Raw genomic sequence first — 18,882 nt, forward strand, 5'->3', positions numbered from 1 at the left:
GCAGCAGATGAAAACCTCATACTGGCTGGCTGCCGCTTGCCTGGCAGCAAGCGCATCGGGCTATGCCAATGCAGGATTCAAACCCATCGAACTCAAGGACCAGGAGCTCGCCGAGCTACGCGGTCGTTATGTCATGCCGGGGCGGATAATCAGCTTCGGCATTATCATGAGCAGCACCTGGCGCAATGCCAGTGGCGACCTGATCGGGGTGGAGACGTCCATGCAGATCCAGGCCGCTACCGTAAAACCCCAGCTTTACGTGTCGACCATTAAAGAGTCCGGTAACGGCAGTACGCCGTCATTGGGCACCGGGAATGTGATCGGTGGCGCAGGACTGACCACCACCCAGGGTGTCACTCAAACTGTGCGCGCCGCCGGTGACGGCAATACCGCCTACAACAATGTCGCCATCAACGTCGCAGAGGCCAACCAGGCGCCGACGCCGAATCCCGTCCAGGGGCAGGCGCTGACAAGCGGGCAAACCATTACCGACAGCAATGCCGCCGGCAACGTCGCGGTGGCGGCCACCGGTGGTGGCGTGCAAATGGCCATCCAGGCCAGCAACAACCAAGGCACGACCCTGCAACAGGTGGCTCAGGGGGGGCTGGTGCAGAACACCCGGCTTCTGGGCAACAGCAACAGGGTCAATAACCTGACGCAACTTAATGTGGTGCTTAACAACAACGGCCGAAATGCCGGAGCAGTCAACTGCAATCTGAGTCAACTCAATGCACTTCGCAGCCTGGGATATTGAACTACGCTGATGTTCGATCATTGGGCTTCATGGGGGATGGCTTATCATGTATCGATCAGTATCACTGCGCGCGGTCGTTTGTCTGAGTACCCTGTTCCCGTCGGCGCTGCTGCAAGCAGCGCCCGACGCGGACGTGGAAGCTTTGAAGCAACAACTCATGGAGCTCAAACAACGGTACGAAGTACAACAAAAGGCCCTGGCGGTGCTCGAACAACGGGTCCGCCAGGTGGAGGACCAACCGGCGGCGGCACCGCCTAAACGCCTGGCCAAGTCGCCAGCCGACATGAAAGGCAACCCGCAAGTGGCCACGAGGACGGGAGCGGCGGCGGCTTCAGGAGGCGCTGCGGGCAGTGGCAGTTCCTATGGACAATCGCTGGCTGATGACTCTCAACCGGCACAGAGCGTTTCCAACCTGTATGACGAGGCCAGCGGATTCTTCGGCGGCGGCAAGTTCAGCCTCGAAACCGGGTTGACCTACTCGCGTTACGACACTCGTCAGTTGATTCTCAACGGCTTTCTCGCCCTGGACTCGATCTTTCTGGGCAACATCAACCTGGACCGGATCAAGGCCGACACCTGGACACTGGACCTCACCGGGCGCTACAACTTTGACAATCGCTGGCAGTTCGACCTGAACGTGCCGGTGGTGTACCGCGAATCGACGTATCAGTCCGGCGGCGCCAACAACGGTGCGGCGGGAGTGACCAGCGAAGAAACCGTCACCCGCGACCCAACGCTGGGCGATGTCAACTTCGGTATTGCCTACAAATTCATGGACGAATCGGTCAACACCCCGGATGCGGTAGTTACCTTGCGCGTCAAGGCGCCCACCGGCAAGGACCCATTCGGGATCAAGCTGCGCCAGAGCAACGCCAATACCAACCTGTTCGTGCCTGACACCCTGCCAACCGGCAACGGCGTCTGGTCGATCAGCCCCGGTATCTCGCTGGTCAAGACCTACGATCCAGCGGTTCTGTTCGGTAGCCTGTCCTACACCCACAACCTGGAAGAGTCCTTCGACGACATCAGTGCCACCGTCAATCAGAAAATCCCGGGCAAGGTGCGGATCGGCGACAGCTTCCAGATTGGCGCGGGCATCGCCTTCGCGCTGAACGAAAAAATGAGTATGTCGTTCTCGGTGTCTGACTTGGTGCAACGTAAAAGCAAGCTCAAGCAGGATGGAGGGGATTGGGAGTCTGTGGTGTCCAGTGACGCCAACGCCGGCTACTTCAACGTCGGCATGACCATCGCGGCCTCCGACAACCTGACCATCGTTCCCAACTTGTCCATCGGTATGACCGACGATGCGCCGGACTTTTCCTTCAGCCTGAAATTCCCGTACTACTTCTAAACCGCACCCCGCAATAGAAAAGGCCCACTACGATAGTTGTCGTAGCGGGCCTTTTTTGTTGCACCGCCCTAGCGGATCTGGTGCTTGTGCAGCAATCGGTAAAACGTCGGCCGCGACACGCCCAGGACTCGGGCGGCAACACTCAGGTTGTCGCTGTGCCGGTTCAATACATCGCACAGCGCCTGGCGCTCGGCGCGGGTCTTGTAGTCTTCAAGGGTGCCCATCGGCGTGGCGAAGGCGTGTTGACTGAGCAGCCCCAAGTCTCGCGCCTCGATCTGCCGTCCTTCGGCCAGTACCAATCCACGACGTACCCGGTTGGCCAGCTCGCGGACATTGCCCGGCCAGTCGTGCTTGCCCATGGCAACCAACGCATCTTCGCTGAAGCTGCGAGGACGACGGCCGGTTTCACTGCTGTAGAAATGGGAAAAGTGGTTGGCCAGCATCAATAGATCGCCATGGCGTTCACGCAGCGGCACAGTGACCACTTGCAGGACGTTCAAACGGTAGTACAAATCTTCGCGAAAGCGTTTCTTCTCTATGGCCTCTTCAAGGTCGACGTGTGTCGCCGCCAATACCCGCACATCCACCGGAACAGGCTGATGGCCGCCTACCCGCTCGATGTGTTTTTCCTGCAGGAAGCGCAGCAGATTGGCTTGCAGCTCCAGGGGGAGATCGCCTATTTCATCAAGAAACAGGGTTCCGCCGTTGGCCGCCTCTATCCGCCCGACCTTGCGCTGATGGGCGCCGGTAAAGGCCCCCTTCTCATGCCCAAACAATTCGGACTGGATCAAGTGTTCGGGAATCGCGCCGCAGTTGATCGCCACGAACGGCTTGCTGTGGCGCTGGGATTGTTGATGCAGGGTGCGGGCGACCAGTTCTTTACCGGTGCCGCTTTCGCCGCGGATCAGCACCGGCGATTCGGTGGGCGCCAGTTTGCTCAGTAATTTTCGCAGCTCACGAATCGGTTTGCTGTCGCCGAGCAGTTCGTGTTCAGGCTGATCGATATGAATCGTGCCCTGCCCGCGCAGGCGTGCCATGCCGAACGCTCGGCCCAGAGTGACCTGAACCCGTGAGACATCGAACGGCAAGGTATGGAAGTCAAAAAACCATTCGCAGACGAAATCCCCGACGTTCTGCAAGCGCAGGACTTCCTGATTGAGCACGGCGATCCACTCGGTACCGCTGCGGGTAATCAGTTCCTTGACGGCTTCGGGACGTTCCAGATGGAAGGGCTGCAAGCGTAACAGGCCGACGTCGCAGGTTCGTTCGGCGGCGTTTTCCAGGGTACAGCTGTCGACATCCCAACCCACGGCGCGTAAACCCGGCAGCAAACGGTGGCAGTCGTCGCAAGGATCCACTACTAAAAGACGTCGTAAAGCAGGCGCTTCGATCATGACTGTTCCTTGGCGCCAAATTTTAGGAAATATTATTAAAAACAGTCATTTGGCGGGCTTCGGTGTAACACTAGCAAAATATTGACGCGAGCTTGTATCAATTGCTTATAGGGGCGTTGGCTTATTAGTTATAAGAAAACACTTGATGAGTTGTCTAACGCGTTGAACCTTTCGTTCAGCTTTCAGCAACGGCCTGAATCGCCGGCCAATCAAAGAAAGTTGAAATTTCTTTTGATTGTGTGTGACCCAACCCCCGGTTGCGGACATCAGTACAAGTAACCAGCCGAACGGTAAGCCCAACCGACGGCACATCACTTGATTGGGCATACAGAGAGAAGACCCCATGAACGCCCCGCTCCGTATCAACGAAGCTCTTTTGATTGCCGACCGCGCATTCCAACCCTTTCAATGCGTGGCCTGGGCGCCACAAGACGGTAATGGCGAGATCAGCCTGACCGTCATCGATCGCACCAACACTCGCATTAGCCGCAAACAAATCCCCAGCAGCGCCTATTCCGATCCAGAACAACTCGAACACCTGCTGGAACAAGCTCGCGCCGAGTTGAGCGAGGAAGGTTACACATTGCAATCGTGGTCCATGCCGCAATAATCTTTTTCGCGGATTACCGCCCGGTAATCCGCGTCCCTCGCCCCCCCTTAGTTGACGGTTTTCTATAGTCAGCCCCCCACCTGTTTCATCTTCTAACGCGTCAGATTACTTGGCAGGCTTGTCAGTGGTTCGAAAAGACACTGTTCTGGCACAAAACGCCCTGCCTCCTGAGAGTAATGGCAGTTGTGCATCATCGCATTCAGGGATTGAATGTTCTGCTCAGACCGTCACCCTCCGGGGCCCGGACAAGGACGACTGGCAAGGAGATGCGTGCATGTCACTCCGGACTGCTGTTGCCATACCGATGACGGTGAATGACGCCGGGCAACTCGATAGCCATTTCGCCGGCAGCGGCAAGACTCAAGTGTATTTCGCCGGCAGCACCTCCAGCAGGGTCAATGGTGTCGCGATTGACCCTGCCGGCCGAATACTGGTGGCAGCCAAGGTCGGCACGCCGGGTGGCAGCCGCTTTGGCCTGGCCCGCCTGCTTGAGGACGGTTCGGCGGATCTGGCCTTCGGCAAACAAGGCAGCATCATCGGGCAATTCGCCCACGGCTACGAGGCCATGGCAGGCACGGTACGGGTGCTGGCCGACGGGCACATTCTGGTGGCCGGCCTGCACTATGAAAACGCTCACTGTACGCTGCCCGCCCTGGCGATGTTTGATCAACGAGGCTGCCCGATCCAGGATTTTGGCGACCATGGCCGCTGCGTAGTGCGCCTGCCTGGGAATCTTTCCCAAGGCGCTCGCGATGCCTGGCTACCACCCGGTGTATCGGGGACCGAAGCCTGTGATGTCTGCGTGCAGGACGACGGTCGAATCCTGCTGCTGGCCAATCATCACTTCGAACTGGCCGATCACGTCGGCATGTTGATAAGGCTCAACGCCGACGGGTCGCTGGACAACACCTTCAACGGTCGCGGCTTTGTCATGGTCCGGCACTTGCTGATGAACACCTGGCTCAACAGCCTGATGGTGCAACGCGATGGGCGAGTCCTGGTGGGCGGATCGATCAATTTTCCCGAGGAAGGTTTGCTGGCGCGTTATCACACCGATGGCCGGCTGGATGACGGCTTCGCCGTGGATGGTTTCATGACCTTCAAGGCTTGGGGGCACAGCGCCCAGGTCTGCCAGACCGTCCAGCACGAAAATGGTGATTTACATTGTTTTGGCAACAGTCGCGACCCAACGCACTGCCTCGCACTGAACCTTCACAGCAATGGCCGGCCAGACATTCACTGCAATGGCGGTCGGCCCCAACTGTTGGAAATCGGTCACAGCGGCTGCCAATGGACCGCCGCCCAGGTACAACCGGACGGCCGCGTGCTGACTGTCGGAGCGACCGTCGGGGGGCTCGAAGGTGATTTTATCCTCGCCCGGTATTTACCCAACGGGGCACTGGATTGCAGCTTCGCCAATGGCCAGGGCTGGGTCCGCACACGCCTGAGTCATGGTCCGGACACCGCCACTTCTTTGGCCGTGCAGGCCGACGGTTGCATCGTCGTCGGCGGCTATTCACTGGATGGCAACTACCGCGCTGTCGTTGCCCGCTATCAACCCTAGTGTCCTGCACTTGATCTTCCCTTCCGCTTACGGCAAGTTGCGCGCTTCTTCATACAAGGAGTAGCCGATGTCCGGCTCAATGGCCCAGGCCTTCGCACACAATTTTCTTGGGCATTCACCCCGCTGGTACAAAGCAAGCATTATCGGATTCCTGATTCTCAACGCTCTGGTGTTGTGGACGATCGGTCCGGTGGCGGCCGGCTGGTTGTTGGTGCTGGAGTTCATCTTCACCCTGGCCATGGCGCTCAAGTGTTACCCGCTGATGCCCGGCGGGTTGCTGCTGATCGAAGCACTGCTGCTGAAAATGACCACACCCCAGGCGCTCTATGACGAACTGGTGCACAATTTTCCGGTGATCCTGCTGCTGATGTTCATGGTGGCGGGCATCTATTTCATGAAAGACCTGCTGCTGTTTCTGTTCTCGCGTCTGCTGCTGGGGGTTCGCTCCAAGGCGCTGCTGGCGTTGATGTTCTGTTTCCTGTCCGCATTTCTCTCAGCGTTTCTCGATGCATTGACCGTGACCGCGGTCATCATCAGCGCGGCCGTGGGGTTCTATTCGGTGTATCACCGCGTCGCCTCGGGCAACGATCCGCGTCAAGAAAGCGAGTTCGCCGATGACCAGCATTTGCCCACCCTCCACCATGCCGACCTCGAACAATTCCGCGCCTTCCTGCGCAGCCTGCTGATGCACGGGGCGGTCGGCACAGCGTTGGGGGGTGTTTGCACGCTGGTCGGCGAGCCGCAAAACCTGCTGATCGGCCATGAGATGGGCTGGCACTTCGCCGAGTTCTTTCTGAAGATCGCCCCGGTGTCGTTGCCGGTGCTGGCGGCGGGCCTGGTGACCTGTGTGCTGCTGGAAAAACTGTGCTGGTTCGGTTATGGCACGCTACTGCCGGATAACGTGCGTACGGTGCTGGCCAATTACGCCGCCGAAGACAACGCCGAGCGTACTTCGCGTCAGCGTGCTGCGTTGCTGGTTCAAGGGGCGGCGGCGCTGATTCTGATTGCCGGGTTGGCGTTTCACGTGGCCGAAGTCGGCTTGATCGGTTTGACGGTGATCGTGCTGATCACCGCGTTCACCGGTATCACCGACGAGCACCGCCTGGGCAACGCCTTCAAGGACGCCATGCCGTTCACCTCACTGCTGGTGGTGTTTTTCGCCGTGGTGGCGGTGATTCACGATCAGCAACTGTTCGCGCCGCTGATCCAGTGGGTGTTAACGCTGCCGGCGGATCAACAGCCGGGCATGCTGTTTATTGCCAACGGCTTGCTGTCGGCCATCAGTGACAACGTGTTCGTCGCGACCATTTACATCACCGAAGTGAAACAGGCATTCATCTCCGGCCATATGAGCCGCGAGCACTTTGAAACCCTGGCGATTGCGATCAACACCGGCACGAATCTGCCGAGCGTGGCGACACCCAATGGTCAGGCAGCGTTCCTGTTCCTGCTGACCTCGGCGATTGCACCGCTGATTCGTCTGTCGTACGGGCGAATGGTGTGGATGGCATTGCCTTACACCGTAGTGATGGGTGTGCTGGGCTGGTATGCGGTGAGTTATTGGTTGTAACACCGACTAAATGTGGGAGCGAGCCTGCTCGCTCCCACATTGGTTTTGCGTGCTTATCGAGGGAGGATGTATCGCTCGATCGCCTGGGCCGCGCCGTCTTCGGTGTTGGCTCCGGTCACCACGTCGGCCTGACGCTTCACTGCCTCTTCCGCCTGCCCCATGGCGATCGACAACCCGGCCCGATGAAACATCGCCGGGTCATTGCCGCCGTCACCCATGGCGGCGGTCTGTTCCAGCGACACCCCGAGAAACTCAGCCAGCGTCGCCAATGCTGCGCCCTTGTTGGCCTGCATCGCGGTCACGTCCAGATAGACCGGTTGCGAACGCGACACCTGCGCCTGCCCTTCGACCTTGGGCAGCAACCGCGCTTCCAGCTCCATCAACAATTCGGTGTTATTGCTGGCAGCGACGATCTTGTCGATCCGTGTCAGACAAGGCTCGAAAGTCTCGACCACCACCGGCGGATAACCCAGGCCATGTTGTTCTCGCGGGACCATCGGGCCATACGGGTCCTTCAACAGCCAGTCGCCACCACTGAACACCCAGACTTCAATGTCCGGCTGATCGGCAAATAGCGCCAAAGCCGTCAGCGCCGCCGTTGCCGGCAAATAATGCGCAACCAGCAAACTGCCGTCCGGGTTGACGATTGTGCCGCCATTGAACGCCGCCGTTGGCAAATCAACGCCCAGGGCTTCGATCTGCTGCAACATGGCTTTGGGCGGACGTCCGGTGGCCAGGCTGAACAGCACGCCGGCGTCACGCAAGGCGCGGACGGCATCGATGGTGCGCCGGCTGAGGCTGTGATCGGGCAGCAACAACGTGCCGTCCATGTCACTGAGCAGAAAACGGATGGGTTGTTGCGTGACGTCCCTCATCCGAGGCTGTGCCAGACGCGACCGTCGCGGGTCAGCAGCTCGTCAGCGGTCTTGGGTCCGTCTTCGCCGGCCGCATAGCTCTCCACGGTTGCATCCTGCTGCCAGGCGTCGAGGAACGGCTGCACGACGCGCCAGCCGTTCTCGATGTTGTCGGCACGCTGGAACAGCGTCTGATCGCCGGTGAGGCAATCGTAGATCAAGGTTTCGTAGCCGGTGGAGGGCTGCATTTCAAAGAAATCCTTGTAGGCAAAGCCCAGCTCGATATTGGCCATGTTCAACGCCGGCCCCGGCCGCTTGGCCAGCAGGTCGAACCACATGCCTTCGTTGGGCTGGATCTGGATCCGCAGGTAGGTCGGCTGCAACTCTTCGACCTCGGTGTCGCGGAACTGCGCATACGGCGCCGGCTTGAAGCAAATGACGATCTCGGTGTCGCGTACGCTCATGCGCTTGCCGGTACGCAGGTAGAACGGCACACCGACCCAGCGCCAGTTGTCGATCATCACTTTGAGCGCGACATAGGTTTCAGTGGTGCTGTCGGGCGCGACGTTGGTTTCCTGACGATAACCGGGCAACCGATTGCCATCGATCTCGCCGGCGGTATATTGGCCGCGCACTGAGTTGGCTCGCGCTTCCTCGGTCGACCAGGGGCGAATCGCGCCGATGACTTTGGCCTTCTCGCCGCGTACCGCATCGGCGCCAAACGCCGCCGGTGGTTCCATGGCCACCATCGCCAACAATTGGAACAGGTGATTGGGCACCATGTCCCGAAGAGCGCCGGTGACCTCATAAAAACTGCCACGGGTTTCCACACCGACGGTTTCGGCGGCGGTGATTTGTACGTGGTCGATGTAATGGTTGTTCCAGAAGGCTTCGAACAGGCTGTTGGAGAACCGGCTGACCAGAATGTTCTGCACGGTTTCCTTGCCCAGATAGTGATCGATCCGGTAGATCTGCTTTTCCGTCATCACTTTGAGCAAGCACGCGTTCAAGGCTTCGGCGGTGTACAGATCCGAGCCGAAAGGCTTTTCGATCACCACCCTTCTGAACGCATCGGGGGCTTCTTGCAACAATCCGGCAGCGCCGAGACGCCGCACCACTTCGCTGAAAAAGCGCGGGGCGGTGGCCAGGTAGAAGACGGCGTTACCGGTGCCGCTGGCGTCGATTTTCGCCGCCAGGGCGTCATAGGTGCGCTCATCCAGAAAGTCGCCCTGGACGTAGCTGATGTGTTTGGCCAGTTTGGCCCACAACGCCGGATCAAGGGCGTGATCGCCCTTGCCGACCTTGGCCGCCACTTCTGCCCGAATGAAGTCTTCGAGTTTTTTGGCAAAGGCTTCGTCACTGATGGCGTTGTGATCAACGCCGACGATCCGCAGTCCATTCCCCAGCAAACCGTCGCGACTCAGGTTGTACAGCGCCGGCATCAGCAGACGCTTGACCAGATCGCCATGGGCGCCGAACAGAAACAGCGTGGTGGGCGGCGCGGGTTCTGCCTTGGATTTCCTGCGGATCACATGGGTCATTTTTTCGGAGTCTCCACATGGCCGCCGAAGCCGAAGCGCTGGGCCGAGAGAATCTTGTCGCCAAAGGTGCCTTGCCCGCGCGAACGGTAACGGGAGAACAGCGAGTTCGACAGCACCGGCACGGGCACCGATTGCTCCATGGCGGCTTCGATGGTCCAGCGACCTTCACCGCTGTCAGCCACCGAGCCGGAATAACCGTCAAGTTTGGGGTCGCTGGCCAGGGCATCGGCAGTCAGGTCGAGTAGCCAGGACGAGACCACGCTGCCACGACGCCAGACTTCGGCGATGTCGGCGACGTTCAGGTCGAAGCGCTGATCTTCTGGCAGGCTTTCGCTGGACTTGGTCTTGAGGATGTCGAAGCCTTCGGCGAAGGCCTGCATCATGCCGTACTCGATACCGTTATGGATCATTTTGACGAAGTGGCCGGCGCCGGCGGGGCCTGCGTGGATGTAACCGCGCTCGGCGCGATCGTCATCGGACTTGCGATCCTTGGTGCGCGGGATGTCGCCCAGGCCCGGGGCCAAGGATTCGAACAACGGGTCAAGACGCTTAACCGTCTCGGCATCGCCGCCGATCATCATGCAGTAACCACGCTCCAGGCCCCAGACGCCGCCGGAGGTGCCGACGTCGATGTAATGCAGGCCTTTTTCCGACAGGGTTTTGGCCCGACGAATATCGTCCTTATAGAAGGTGTTGCCGCCATCGATGATGGTATCGCCCGCTTCAAGCAAGGTGCTCAGGGTGTCGATGGTGTCTTCGGTCGGTGCGCCAGCGGGCAGCATGACCCACACCGCGCGAGGCTTGGCCAGGCCAGCGACCAGCGCCGGCAATTCAGCAACACCGGTGGCGCCTTCTTCGGCCAGGGTCTCGATAAAGGCGGTATTGCGGTCGTAAACCACGGTGGTGTGCCCGTTGAGCATCAGGCGCCGCGCAATATTACCGCCCATGCGGCCCAGTCCAATAATCCCGAGTTGCATGTACTGATGCTCCCTACTACAAATAAAGTGTGTCTAAGGTTATAGCCCAACGCGACTAGTGAAGGTTAGTCCAGAGCGGCGGGATGAAGTTTCCGGACATTGTGCCCGATCCAGACTGATAACGTCGGGAATCGTGCCGAAGACACAACGACCATGAAAAATAAAAAAGTTCCCTTCAAGGGCAAAAGAAATCAAGATTGGCGCCGATAGTAAGAGAGCACCCGGTCTCGGGAGCCGACTTACAGTTGATACCGCCATTTGCGAGGTGAGCAATGGGCACCGTACACACAGCACTGCCTGCACAAACCCTGTACGTCACGATCCGTCGCGATGAACTGCGCCAGTTGAAAGACGAGCGCGATCAGTTGAAACGGGAAGTCGCGCAATTGCGCCTGCTGACCCAAGGCAATCAGGCTCAGCCCTTGCCTATCACCCTACGTGCTCCCCACGCCTGATCTCCTCGCGTGAGTCGGAAGCAGCCACCGCTGTTTCTGACTCGTTGCAATCCTGCCCGCTGCGGCACACTCACAAAGTTTTCACACCTGCTTGTTGATACTTCGGTTCATTGTGGCCGCTCGGTATCCGAGCGGCGTTTGTTCGTCTGCGACAAGGAGAGTGCCGACGGCCGATCATCAGGCTGGAGTTTTGAATGGCTTTGCTTAAACGCAGCAATACGTCTGCGAATGGTTTCGATTGGGCAGGATTTCTCTGGTTATTTCTGTTCTTCTGGTATTTCTCCGGCATCACCCAACTTCTGATTCAACTGACGGGCACTTCCGGTTTTACCGGGTTCCGCCAGGCTTTTGTGATGAGCGCCCTCTGGCTCGCGCCGATGCTGTTGTTCCCCAAACAAACTCGTGTGATGGCCGCGCTGATCGGCGTGGTGCTGTGGGTTTGTTCGATGGCCAGCCTGGGTTATTTCTTCATCTATCAGCAGGAATTTTCCCAGAGCGTCATCTTCATCATGTTCGAATCGAACGTGTCTGAAGCCGGCGAGTACATGACGCAATATTTTGCCTGGTGGATGGTGCTGGCGTTCCTCGCCCACACCGCGTTCGCGTATTTCCTTTGGACCCGCGTGCGCCCGGTGTACCTGCCTCGCGCCCAGGCGCTGATTGCGGCGACGGCTATTCTGTTGGCCGTGATCGGTTACCCGCTGATCAAGCAGACCGCACACACCGGCAGCCTGGCGGAAGGTTTCGAGAAATTCGAAACCCGCATCGAGCCCGCGGTGCCGTGGCAGATGGCCGTGGCCTATCACCGCTACCTCGATACCCTGGCCAGCATGCAAGGCATGCTCGACAGCGCCAGCAAGATCCCGCCGCTGAAGAACTTCACCGATTCGATGGCCAATCAGCCGGCGACCCTGGTGCTGGTGATCGGCGAGTCCACCAACCGTCAGCGCATGAGCCTGTACGGCTACCCGCGGGAAACCACCCCGGAACTGGATAAGCTCAAGGACCAACTGGCGGTTTTCGATAACGTCATTACCCCACGCCCCTACACCATCGAAGCGCTACAGCAGGTGCTGACGTTCGCCGACGAGGAAAACCCGGACCTCTACCTGACGACGCCGTCATTGGTCAGCATGATGAAACAGGCGGGTTACAAAACCTTCTGGATCACCAACCAGCAGACCATGACCAAGCGCAACACCATGCTCACGACCTTCTCCGAACAGGCCAACGAGCAGGTGTACCTGAACAACAACCGCAACCAGAACGCCGCTCAGTACGATGGCGATGTGATCGAGCCGTTCAACAAGGCGCTGGCCGATGCGGCGCCACGCAAGCTGATCGTCGTGCATTTGCTCGGCACGCACATGAGCTATCAGTACCGTTACCCGCCGACGTTTGACAAGTTCACCGACCGCAAAGGCGTGCCGGACGGCCTGCGTGACGATCAGGTGCCGACGTACAACAGCTATGACAACGCGGTGCTGTACAACGACTTCGTGGTCTCGAGCCTGATCAAGGACTACGCCAAGACTGACCCGAACGGCTTCCTGCTGTACCTCTCCGACCACGGTGAAGACGTCTTCGACTCCGCTGGCCACAACACCCTGGGCCGCAACGAGAACAAGCCGACCGCGCCGATGTACACCATTCCATTCATGGCTTGGGCTTCGCCGAAATGGCGCGAAACCCATGACTGGAGTTTTGCCGCTGATCTGGGTCGGCCGTACAGCAGTTCCCAGCTGATTCACACCTGGGCGGACCTGGCCGGCCTGAGTTTCGATGAACTGGACCGCAGTAAAAGCCTGGTCAGCGACAGCTTCAAGCCTCGGCCATTGATGATCGGCAACCCTTACGAACGTGAGCAGCGGCCGTTGATCGACTTCAGCCTGATGAAACCCAAAGTCGCGCCTGTCGCCCCGGCGGTTGTTCAGCAGTAAATCTTTGAGGGGCGTCCTGGACTAATGCCAGGCGCGGAATCTGTGGGAGCGGGCTTGCCCGCGAAGGCGTCGGCAAAATCAACATTGATGTTGCCTGACATACCGCTTTCGCGGGCAAGTCGGATCGCCGCACCGCCGCTCCCACAGAGATTGCGGGTGGCGGACTAAAGCGCTTTGGTCCAGAACAGCATCCGGCCGTGCGCCGGGTCGAACATACCTGGCGAAAAACCGAATTTGCCATAAGACGCCTGGGCCACTGGATTGCCTTCCAATACTTCCAGGGTGATTTTGCAGCAGCCGCGCTGACGTGCGATGTCCTCGACTTTGTGCAGCATCTTCTGGCTCAACCCCAACCCGCGAAACTTCGACACCACAACCACATCGTGCACGTTGACCAACGGCCGACAGGCAAAGGTCGAAAAGCCTTCGAAGCAATTGACCAGCCCTGCCGGCTCGCCGCCGACAAACGCCAAGACACTGAAAGCATGCGGCCGTTTGGCCAGTTCCCCCGGCAGTTGTTGCAACACGGCAGCGCGCAATGGCTGACCGCCACCCATCGGATCTTCGGCGTAGTGATTCAATACAAGACCAATCGCCTCGGCATGCACCGGGTTGGTGTAGCTGGCCTGAAGCACAAGAATTTCTGCGGATTCCATTTCCACCCTCGATCACACATGAAGTTGCCCCAGTTCGCTTCTTGCGCACTGAAAGGTCCTGCGACCATATCGCGAGCGCCGGGGTGCCGACAACCGGATCCTCTCGCCCCGTTGCACCTTCTCCCGAACATCAAGCCTCGGCAAAGCGTTTTAGCTGCATCTCCTGCAAACGGCTGAGGGTGCGGCGAAACGGGAATTCCAGATAGCCCTCGGTGTACAACGCTTCCATGGGCACCTGCGCTTCGAGGTACAGCGGCACCTTGCGGTCATAGCATTCGTCCACCAGGGCAATGAACCGCCGCACGCCGTCGTCATGCACCGACAATTGCGGCAACTCACGATCCCCCGCCGCCACCCGCTCGACACCGTCTTCAGTGCCGCGGGCGATGCGCCCTTCGCGTTTTTGCGCGCTGAGATTGGGCACGTCACTCAACAGAATCGCGCTGAAGGTGTCGCACAGCGCCATGAAGTCCATGGCGGCAAAAGGCTGCTCGCAAACCTCGGCGTAACGGCACCAGAGCACAGTTCGACTGGCCTGCATGACAGTGACCGAACGGTAACCGATGTTCACCGGATCACTGGACAGCGACTGGCCGATGGTCAAGGCCTTGAATACGTCGCCGAGGGCACCGGGCTGACCCGGAACGTTCACCCAGTAACGCTGCAGACCGGCGCCGGGATGCAGACGATGATCTTCCCCGCCATCCACCGCGATCACCTGCATGTGTTGCTTGATCGCGGTAATCGCCGGCACGAAGCGGTCGCGGTTGAAACCATCGGCGTACAGCTGATCCGGCGGTTGGTTGGAGGTGCAGACCACTACCACCCCTTGCTCGAACATCACCTGAAACAAACGCCCGAGAATGATCGCGTCACCGATATCGTTGACGAACAGTTCATCGAAACACAACACCCGCACTTCCTGGCTCAGCTCGCGGGCCAGGGCCTTCAGCGGGTCGGCGGTGCCGGTCAATTGGAAGGAGCGCTGATGCACCCAGCCCATGAAGTGGTGAAAGTGCTGCCGCCGGGCCGGGACGCGCAGGTTTTGATAGAACTGATCCATCAACCAAGTCTTGCCCCGCCCGACCGGACCCCAGAGGTACACGCCGGTAATGGGCGCGCGGCCTTCCTGCAAGGCTTCGTGGCATTTTTGCAGCGCCCACACGGCCTGTTCCTGGGCTTCGTCCTGGACGAAGCCCTTCTGTTCGATGGCGTGTTGCCAGGCGCTTAAGGGAGAGTCGACATTCATGCGCGGCAGTATACGTCTCCGGGGCGGCTGGCGAAGCCCGATACCCGTCAGTCTAATTCCTGCGCAAGACACAAGCGGGCTTGTGTGGCGAGGGTGCTTGTCGGAACACCGCACCGCCCCGTTCGGCTGCGAAGCAGTCGTAAATCCTTTACATGCGGTTAACTTTGAAATGCTGGGGGCGCTTCGCACCCCAACGGGGGCAAGCCCCCTCGCCACAATGGCTCGTTCCCACAGGTTCAGCGCCGTTACGCAGCGGCGGGTTACAGCGAGATGTCCAGACGGGCGATCTTGCCCTGCTCATTGAGTCGGAACATGTAACGCAGTTCCAGCGGGCTACCGGGAAAGGTGCCGGAAATCAGGTTGTGCACCAGCACTTTGCCGGTGCGCAGTTGAACGTCGAGCACCTCGACCCGCGGCTGATAACGTTGCGCCGTGTCTTGCATCCATTGGGCGATGGCTTGGGTGCCGACCTGATGCTGCCCCTCATCGAACACGTTGGCATCCTCAGCGAAAAAACTGGCGACCCTCGAGGTGTCGCGAGCATTGGCTGCAGCAATGTAGGCGGCAATGGCGGGGGCCAGTGAAGGGGCTGGATGGGACATGTTTACGGCTCCTTGTGAGTTGATTCTGGAGCGATGCTAAAACAAGCCAGTGTCAGTTCTTGTCAGGAGTGAAACGCCCTGTTTCATCCAGTTGCATCTGCTTGCGCCAGGTGCGCAACAGGTCGCTGCGCCGCCCTGGATAGCGCTCACCTTGTTCACTGGCGGCCGAGATCCGGTCGGTACGGAACGTGCGATAAGCACTGCGCAACTCACACCAGGCGACGATAATCCGCACCTCATTGAGAAACCCCAGGGCCAGGGGCCAGATCAGCCGTTGACTGGGTACCTGGTTGGCGTCCGCGTAATCGATGTGCAGCTTGGCCTGATCGCGGATGGCCTGACGAAACACATTCAACGGCACGGCATTTTTCGGATAGCCACAACCCGGCGGGCCCGGCAGCACCGTCGGGTTGCGTAAGGCGTCCTGGGCCTTAGGGTCGAGCACGGCGGCGATCTTTGCCAGGGCATCGGCCGCGGCTTTGCTCAAGACTTCATCGCCACGCTGATCCACGTAGCGCAAACCGAGCACGATGGCTTCGGTTTCATCGGCATTGAGCATCAGGGGCGGTAGAAACAGACCGCTGCGCAACACATAGCCGATCCCCGCCTCGCCAAAAATCGGCGCACCGAGTGCGGTGAGTTCAGCGATGTCGCGGTACAGCGTGCGCTCGGAAATCTCCAGCTCGCTGGCCAATGTCGCGGCAGTCACTGGACGACTTTTGCCCCGCAGCACTTGTAACAAGGTCAGTAAACGGGTGGTTCGCGACACGGTCGGCAGGCTCCTTTCTGGAAGTCAGGGAGCTTAGCAGAGGCTGCTGTCAGAAACTGACAGTAGCGATGCCAGCCTGAAAAGCTCCGCAGACAAGCCTCCCTCCTACAGGTTCTGTGTCGCGCCCAAATCACATGGCGACGAGTCGCACGCAAATCACCCGATAATCGCCGTACCTGTGGGAGCGGTCGCCTTCGGCAGCTCGCGCAAGACTTCAGGCACCGCCGAGACACATCTTCGAATCGCCGATCACTGTCGGTGCGTTGTGCGCTATCGTGCTGAATATCTTCCTGCCCCAAGCGTTCATCGAGCTGGAAGAGGACGAGTTCGACCCGCAAGCCTCGGTGCTTCAAGTGATGCAGAACCCGGATGTTCCGGCCAACGGTGAACCCGCGTCGCCTGTGGCTGTCGCACAGTTGAACCGTCCGTGATGCTCGAAGGTCGAGCTTTGAGCGGTTCGGCCTTTTTCTTTACGAGAATATGTTCATGCGCAGATTGCTAGCCCTGTCCCTATCCCTTCTATTGCTCTCCCTGAGCGCCTGCGCCCTGTTCCCCAGTCGCGACCCGCTGCACATCAATGTGGTCGGTATCGAGCCGCTGCAAAGCCAGGAACTGGAAGTGCGTTTCGCGGTAAAACTGCGCGTGCAAAATCCCAACGAAACCGCGATCGCCTACAACGGCGTAGCGCTGGACCTGGAAGTCAACGGCCGACCACTCGCCTCCGGCGTCAGCGACCAGTCGGGCTCGATCCCACGATTCTCCGAAGCAGTGATCGTGGTGCCGGTGAGCGTTTCGGCCTTCTCGGTGCTACGTCAGACCCTCGGGCTGAGTCAGACGCAGGCATTGGACAATCTGCCGTATGTGCTTCGGGGCAAACTGGCGGGCGGCGTGTTCGGCACCCTGCGTTTTGTCGATAGCGGCAAGCTCAGCCTGCCGGGCTCGACCAACGCCACCTGGTAATGCCCCACTACGTCACGGGGTCGATAACCTGCGTCACACAATGCTTCAGGCCTTCTATATGCCAGTTGGCCCACAGTCGGGTCTTGCCGGTGCCGCCTTCATCCGGCTCTATCGCCAGCCAGTTTCGAGCAGCGATCAGGTAACGCCCTCTTGCGCTGACGGGCAGCATGGTTCCGGTGATGCCGTAGTCGATCTGTTCCTGGTTCGCACCGATGGACTCCAGAAAGTGCACTGCCAGCACCGCAGGCGCAGGATGCACGACGCCGGTGGAAATCAATTGGTAGATTTTCCCTGCGCCATCAATGCCATGCCGAGGCAACTTCGATTCGATCACACAGGCCCCGGCCACATGAACATCGCCGGACACCAGCGTGACCTTGCATGATTGAGCTTTGGCGAAATCCAGCAGCCGCATGATCAAGCGCTTGCGTTCGTTGCGGTGCGGCAGGCTTCGCCAGTGGTCGCGCAAATCGTCCTCGAGTTCCTGTTGCCCCGACATCAGGTCCAGCGCCTTTTCGGCTGCCTGTAAATCAAGGTAACCCACTGGAATACTCGACATCAGCAACAGGTGCTTGTGCGCAGGGACCTTGTCCAGCCAGGCATAAATCGCATCCCAACTGACCGGGGAAATGACCCGGGTTTGTTGGGCCTGCGGGGTGGTCAAATCCGGCGTGCGTTCGCTGCGCAGGTCGGGGACCAGCAATGCCAATTCGCCCAGGCCGGTGAACCCCAGGTGAAAGCCGTCAGCGGTTCCGGGAATCGCGCAGGGATGGGTATCAGCGGAGGGTTTGAGATGAGGATGCGTCTGGATCAGTTGCTGCTGGAAAATCCTGAAGTAGCGTTTGGCCGTGGCAAACAGCCCCTGGAACACCGGGCTGGAATGCAATATCTCATCGTAGGAACCCCAGCCATCGATGATGTCATGGTCATCCCACATCATCACCGTTGGAATGGCGCCGAACACCCTGGCCATCTCGGGCTGTTTCCAGCATTCCAGGTAGAGCCTGGCGAAAAACTTGTCCAGATCGGCTTCGATCACCTTGCTGTAAGCAGCCTTTTGTCGATCGGCGAAAGGTTTGGCGAACCATGTTTTCATGGACGCCACACTGCTGCGCATGTCATCGCTGTAAACCTGATCGCCGCCCATCAACAGCAGATGATAGGGCTTGCCCTGGTGAGCGCCCCACATGTGCTCCCAACGCTCGTTGTTGCGGTCTACCTTCTCCATCTCCTTGGGGTCGGAGAAGCCGTTGCACGACACATAGGCAATGCGCGGCGACTGGCCCTCGGCCGGAACGACGAAGTTGGCCTGCGCACCCTCTATCGTGACCGTGTAAGTAGTAGCAACGGCCTGATCCTGCACCGCTTTGAAATCGATGCGCCAGACGCGGGACTGAGGGCTGAGCAACGGGATATCGGCGATGGCCAACGGGGTGTCGGCAGTGACCCCTTTGGGTATTTGCACCGTGGGCGATGGCGCGCCCAAGGGTAAAACCACCAGGGCGGACACGTTATAGACATTATTGTGGATGCCGCGGAACTGCAGAATCGGGCCTAATAACAAACTCATGGGAGGTCCATCCGTTGACGGGGGTGTGAACGCCTACAGACTAGACGACAATCACACCCCCCCTAC

17 protein-coding genes and 1 pseudogene are annotated in these 18,882 nt (G+C 59.3%); 9 read left to right on the forward strand and 9 right to left on the reverse strand.

What is annotated here, in order from left to right; all coding sequences use genetic code 11:
- The first annotated feature begins 7 nt into the window (after positions 1-7).
- Complete coding sequence (locus tag J3D54_RS24375; RefSeq protein ID WP_253423713.1) at positions 8-754, forward strand: hypothetical protein; 747 nt, start codon at positions 8-10, stop codon at positions 752-754.
- 46 nt (positions 755-800) lie between these two features.
- On the forward strand, positions 801-2,105 hold the full coding sequence (locus J3D54_RS24380) for a hypothetical protein (RefSeq protein WP_253423716.1): 1,305 nt from the start codon (positions 801-803) through the stop codon (positions 2,103-2,105).
- 68 nt (positions 2,106-2,173) lie between these two features.
- Here J3D54_RS24380 and J3D54_RS24385 read toward each other — a convergent pair whose 3' ends face one another.
- Positions 2,174-3,499 carry a sigma-54 dependent transcriptional regulator gene (locus J3D54_RS24385; RefSeq protein ID WP_253423720.1) on the reverse strand — a complete coding sequence of 442 codons (1,326 nt, stop codon included), beginning with the start codon at positions 3,497-3,499 and terminating at the stop codon, positions 2,174-2,176.
- Between the two features lie 343 nt (positions 3,500-3,842).
- On the opposite strand from J3D54_RS24385, the gene J3D54_RS24390 reads away from it, so the two are divergent.
- The 3 genes from J3D54_RS24390 to nhaB all read left to right on the forward strand — a co-directional run bounded on the left by J3D54_RS24390 (position 3,843) and on the right by nhaB (position 7,243).
- Positions 3,843-4,109 (forward strand): hypothetical protein, encoded by a 267-nt coding sequence (locus tag J3D54_RS24390; protein ID WP_253423722.1) that lies wholly within the window; start codon positions 3,843-3,845, stop codon positions 4,107-4,109.
- Between the two features lie 274 nt (positions 4,110-4,383).
- Positions 4,384-5,673, forward strand: a complete 1,290-nt coding sequence (locus tag J3D54_RS24395; protein ID WP_253423725.1) for a hypothetical protein — start codon at positions 4,384-4,386, stop codon at positions 5,671-5,673.
- 67 nt (positions 5,674-5,740) lie between these two features.
- On the forward strand, positions 5,741-7,243 hold the full coding sequence (gene nhaB / locus J3D54_RS24400; protein ID WP_253423727.1) for a sodium/proton antiporter NhaB: 1,503 nt from the start codon (positions 5,741-5,743) through the stop codon (positions 7,241-7,243).
- A gap of 53 nt (positions 7,244-7,296) precedes the next feature.
- On the opposite strand, the gene J3D54_RS24405 is transcribed toward nhaB, so the two are convergent.
- Genes J3D54_RS24405 through gnd form a run of 3 tightly spaced genes read right to left on the reverse strand, consistent with a single transcriptional unit; the run spans position 7,297 to position 10,615 of the window.
- Positions 7,297-8,118, reverse strand: a complete 822-nt coding sequence (locus J3D54_RS24405) for a Cof-type HAD-IIB family hydrolase (protein ID WP_253423730.1) — start codon at positions 8,116-8,118, stop codon at positions 7,297-7,299.
- Positions 8,115-9,638 (reverse strand): glucose-6-phosphate dehydrogenase, encoded by a 1,524-nt coding sequence (zwf, locus tag J3D54_RS24410; RefSeq protein WP_253423733.1) that lies wholly within the window; start codon positions 9,636-9,638, stop codon positions 8,115-8,117. Before zwf ends, J3D54_RS24405 begins: the two co-directional genes overlap by 4 nt.
- Positions 9,635-10,615: a phosphogluconate dehydrogenase (NAD(+)-dependent, decarboxylating) gene (gene gnd, locus J3D54_RS24415; protein ID WP_253423736.1), complete on the reverse strand. Its 981-nt coding sequence runs from the start codon at positions 10,613-10,615 to the stop codon at positions 9,635-9,637. The genes zwf and gnd overlap by 4 nt, the downstream gene beginning before the upstream one ends.
- Before the next feature lie 272 nt (positions 10,616-10,887).
- Between gnd and J3D54_RS24420 the strand changes: the two genes are divergently transcribed.
- Together J3D54_RS24420 and J3D54_RS24425 are read left to right on the forward strand one after the other, a co-directional pair.
- Positions 10,888-11,070, forward strand: a complete 183-nt coding sequence (locus tag J3D54_RS24420) for a DUF6026 family protein (RefSeq protein ID WP_253423739.1) — start codon at positions 10,888-10,890, stop codon at positions 11,068-11,070.
- 194 nt (positions 11,071-11,264) lie between these two features.
- Complete coding sequence (locus J3D54_RS24425; RefSeq protein ID WP_253423743.1) at positions 11,265-13,010, forward strand: phosphoethanolamine transferase CptA; 1,746 nt, start codon at positions 11,265-11,267, stop codon at positions 13,008-13,010.
- A 164-nt stretch (positions 13,011-13,174) separates the two neighbouring features.
- On the opposite strand, the gene J3D54_RS24430 is transcribed toward J3D54_RS24425, so the two are convergent.
- From J3D54_RS24430 to J3D54_RS24445, 4 genes are all read right to left on the reverse strand, one after another.
- Positions 13,175-13,666 (reverse strand): GNAT family N-acetyltransferase, encoded by a 492-nt coding sequence (locus J3D54_RS24430; protein ID WP_253423747.1) that lies wholly within the window; start codon positions 13,664-13,666, stop codon positions 13,175-13,177.
- A 130-nt stretch (positions 13,667-13,796) separates the two neighbouring features.
- Positions 13,797-14,915, reverse strand: a complete 1,119-nt coding sequence (zapE, locus tag J3D54_RS24435; protein ID WP_253423750.1) for a cell division protein ZapE — start codon at positions 14,913-14,915, stop codon at positions 13,797-13,799.
- 260 nt (positions 14,916-15,175) lie between these two features.
- Complete coding sequence (locus J3D54_RS24440) at positions 15,176-15,517, reverse strand: nuclear transport factor 2 family protein (RefSeq protein WP_253423753.1); 342 nt, start codon at positions 15,515-15,517, stop codon at positions 15,176-15,178.
- 52 nt (positions 15,518-15,569) lie between these two features.
- Entirely contained in the window at positions 15,570-16,286 is a 717-nt protein-coding gene (locus J3D54_RS24445) for a YafY family protein (RefSeq protein WP_253423756.1), read from the reverse strand.
- Positions 16,287-16,516: 230 nt separating this feature from the next.
- On the opposite strand from J3D54_RS24445, the pseudogene J3D54_RS24450 reads away from it, so the two are divergent.
- Positions 16,517-16,717 (forward strand): annotated as a pseudogene (locus J3D54_RS24450) (xanthine permease XanP); the annotation flags it as partial.
- Positions 16,718-16,772: 55 nt separating this feature from the next.
- A complete protein-coding gene (locus J3D54_RS24455; RefSeq protein WP_253423761.1) occupies positions 16,773-17,246 on the forward strand; it encodes an LEA type 2 family protein in 474 nt (157 codons plus the stop codon).
- Positions 17,247-17,253: 7 nt separating this feature from the next.
- Here J3D54_RS24455 and J3D54_RS24460 read toward each other — a convergent pair whose 3' ends face one another.
- Positions 17,254-18,816: an alkaline phosphatase D family protein gene (locus tag J3D54_RS24460; protein ID WP_253423764.1), complete on the reverse strand. Its 1,563-nt coding sequence runs from the start codon at positions 18,814-18,816 to the stop codon at positions 17,254-17,256.
- Between the last annotated feature and the right edge of the window lie 66 nt (positions 18,817-18,882).

Source organism: Pseudomonas sp. GGS8, from assembly GCF_024168645.1.
GTDB lineage: Bacteria > Pseudomonadota > Gammaproteobacteria > Pseudomonadales > Pseudomonadaceae > Aquipseudomonas.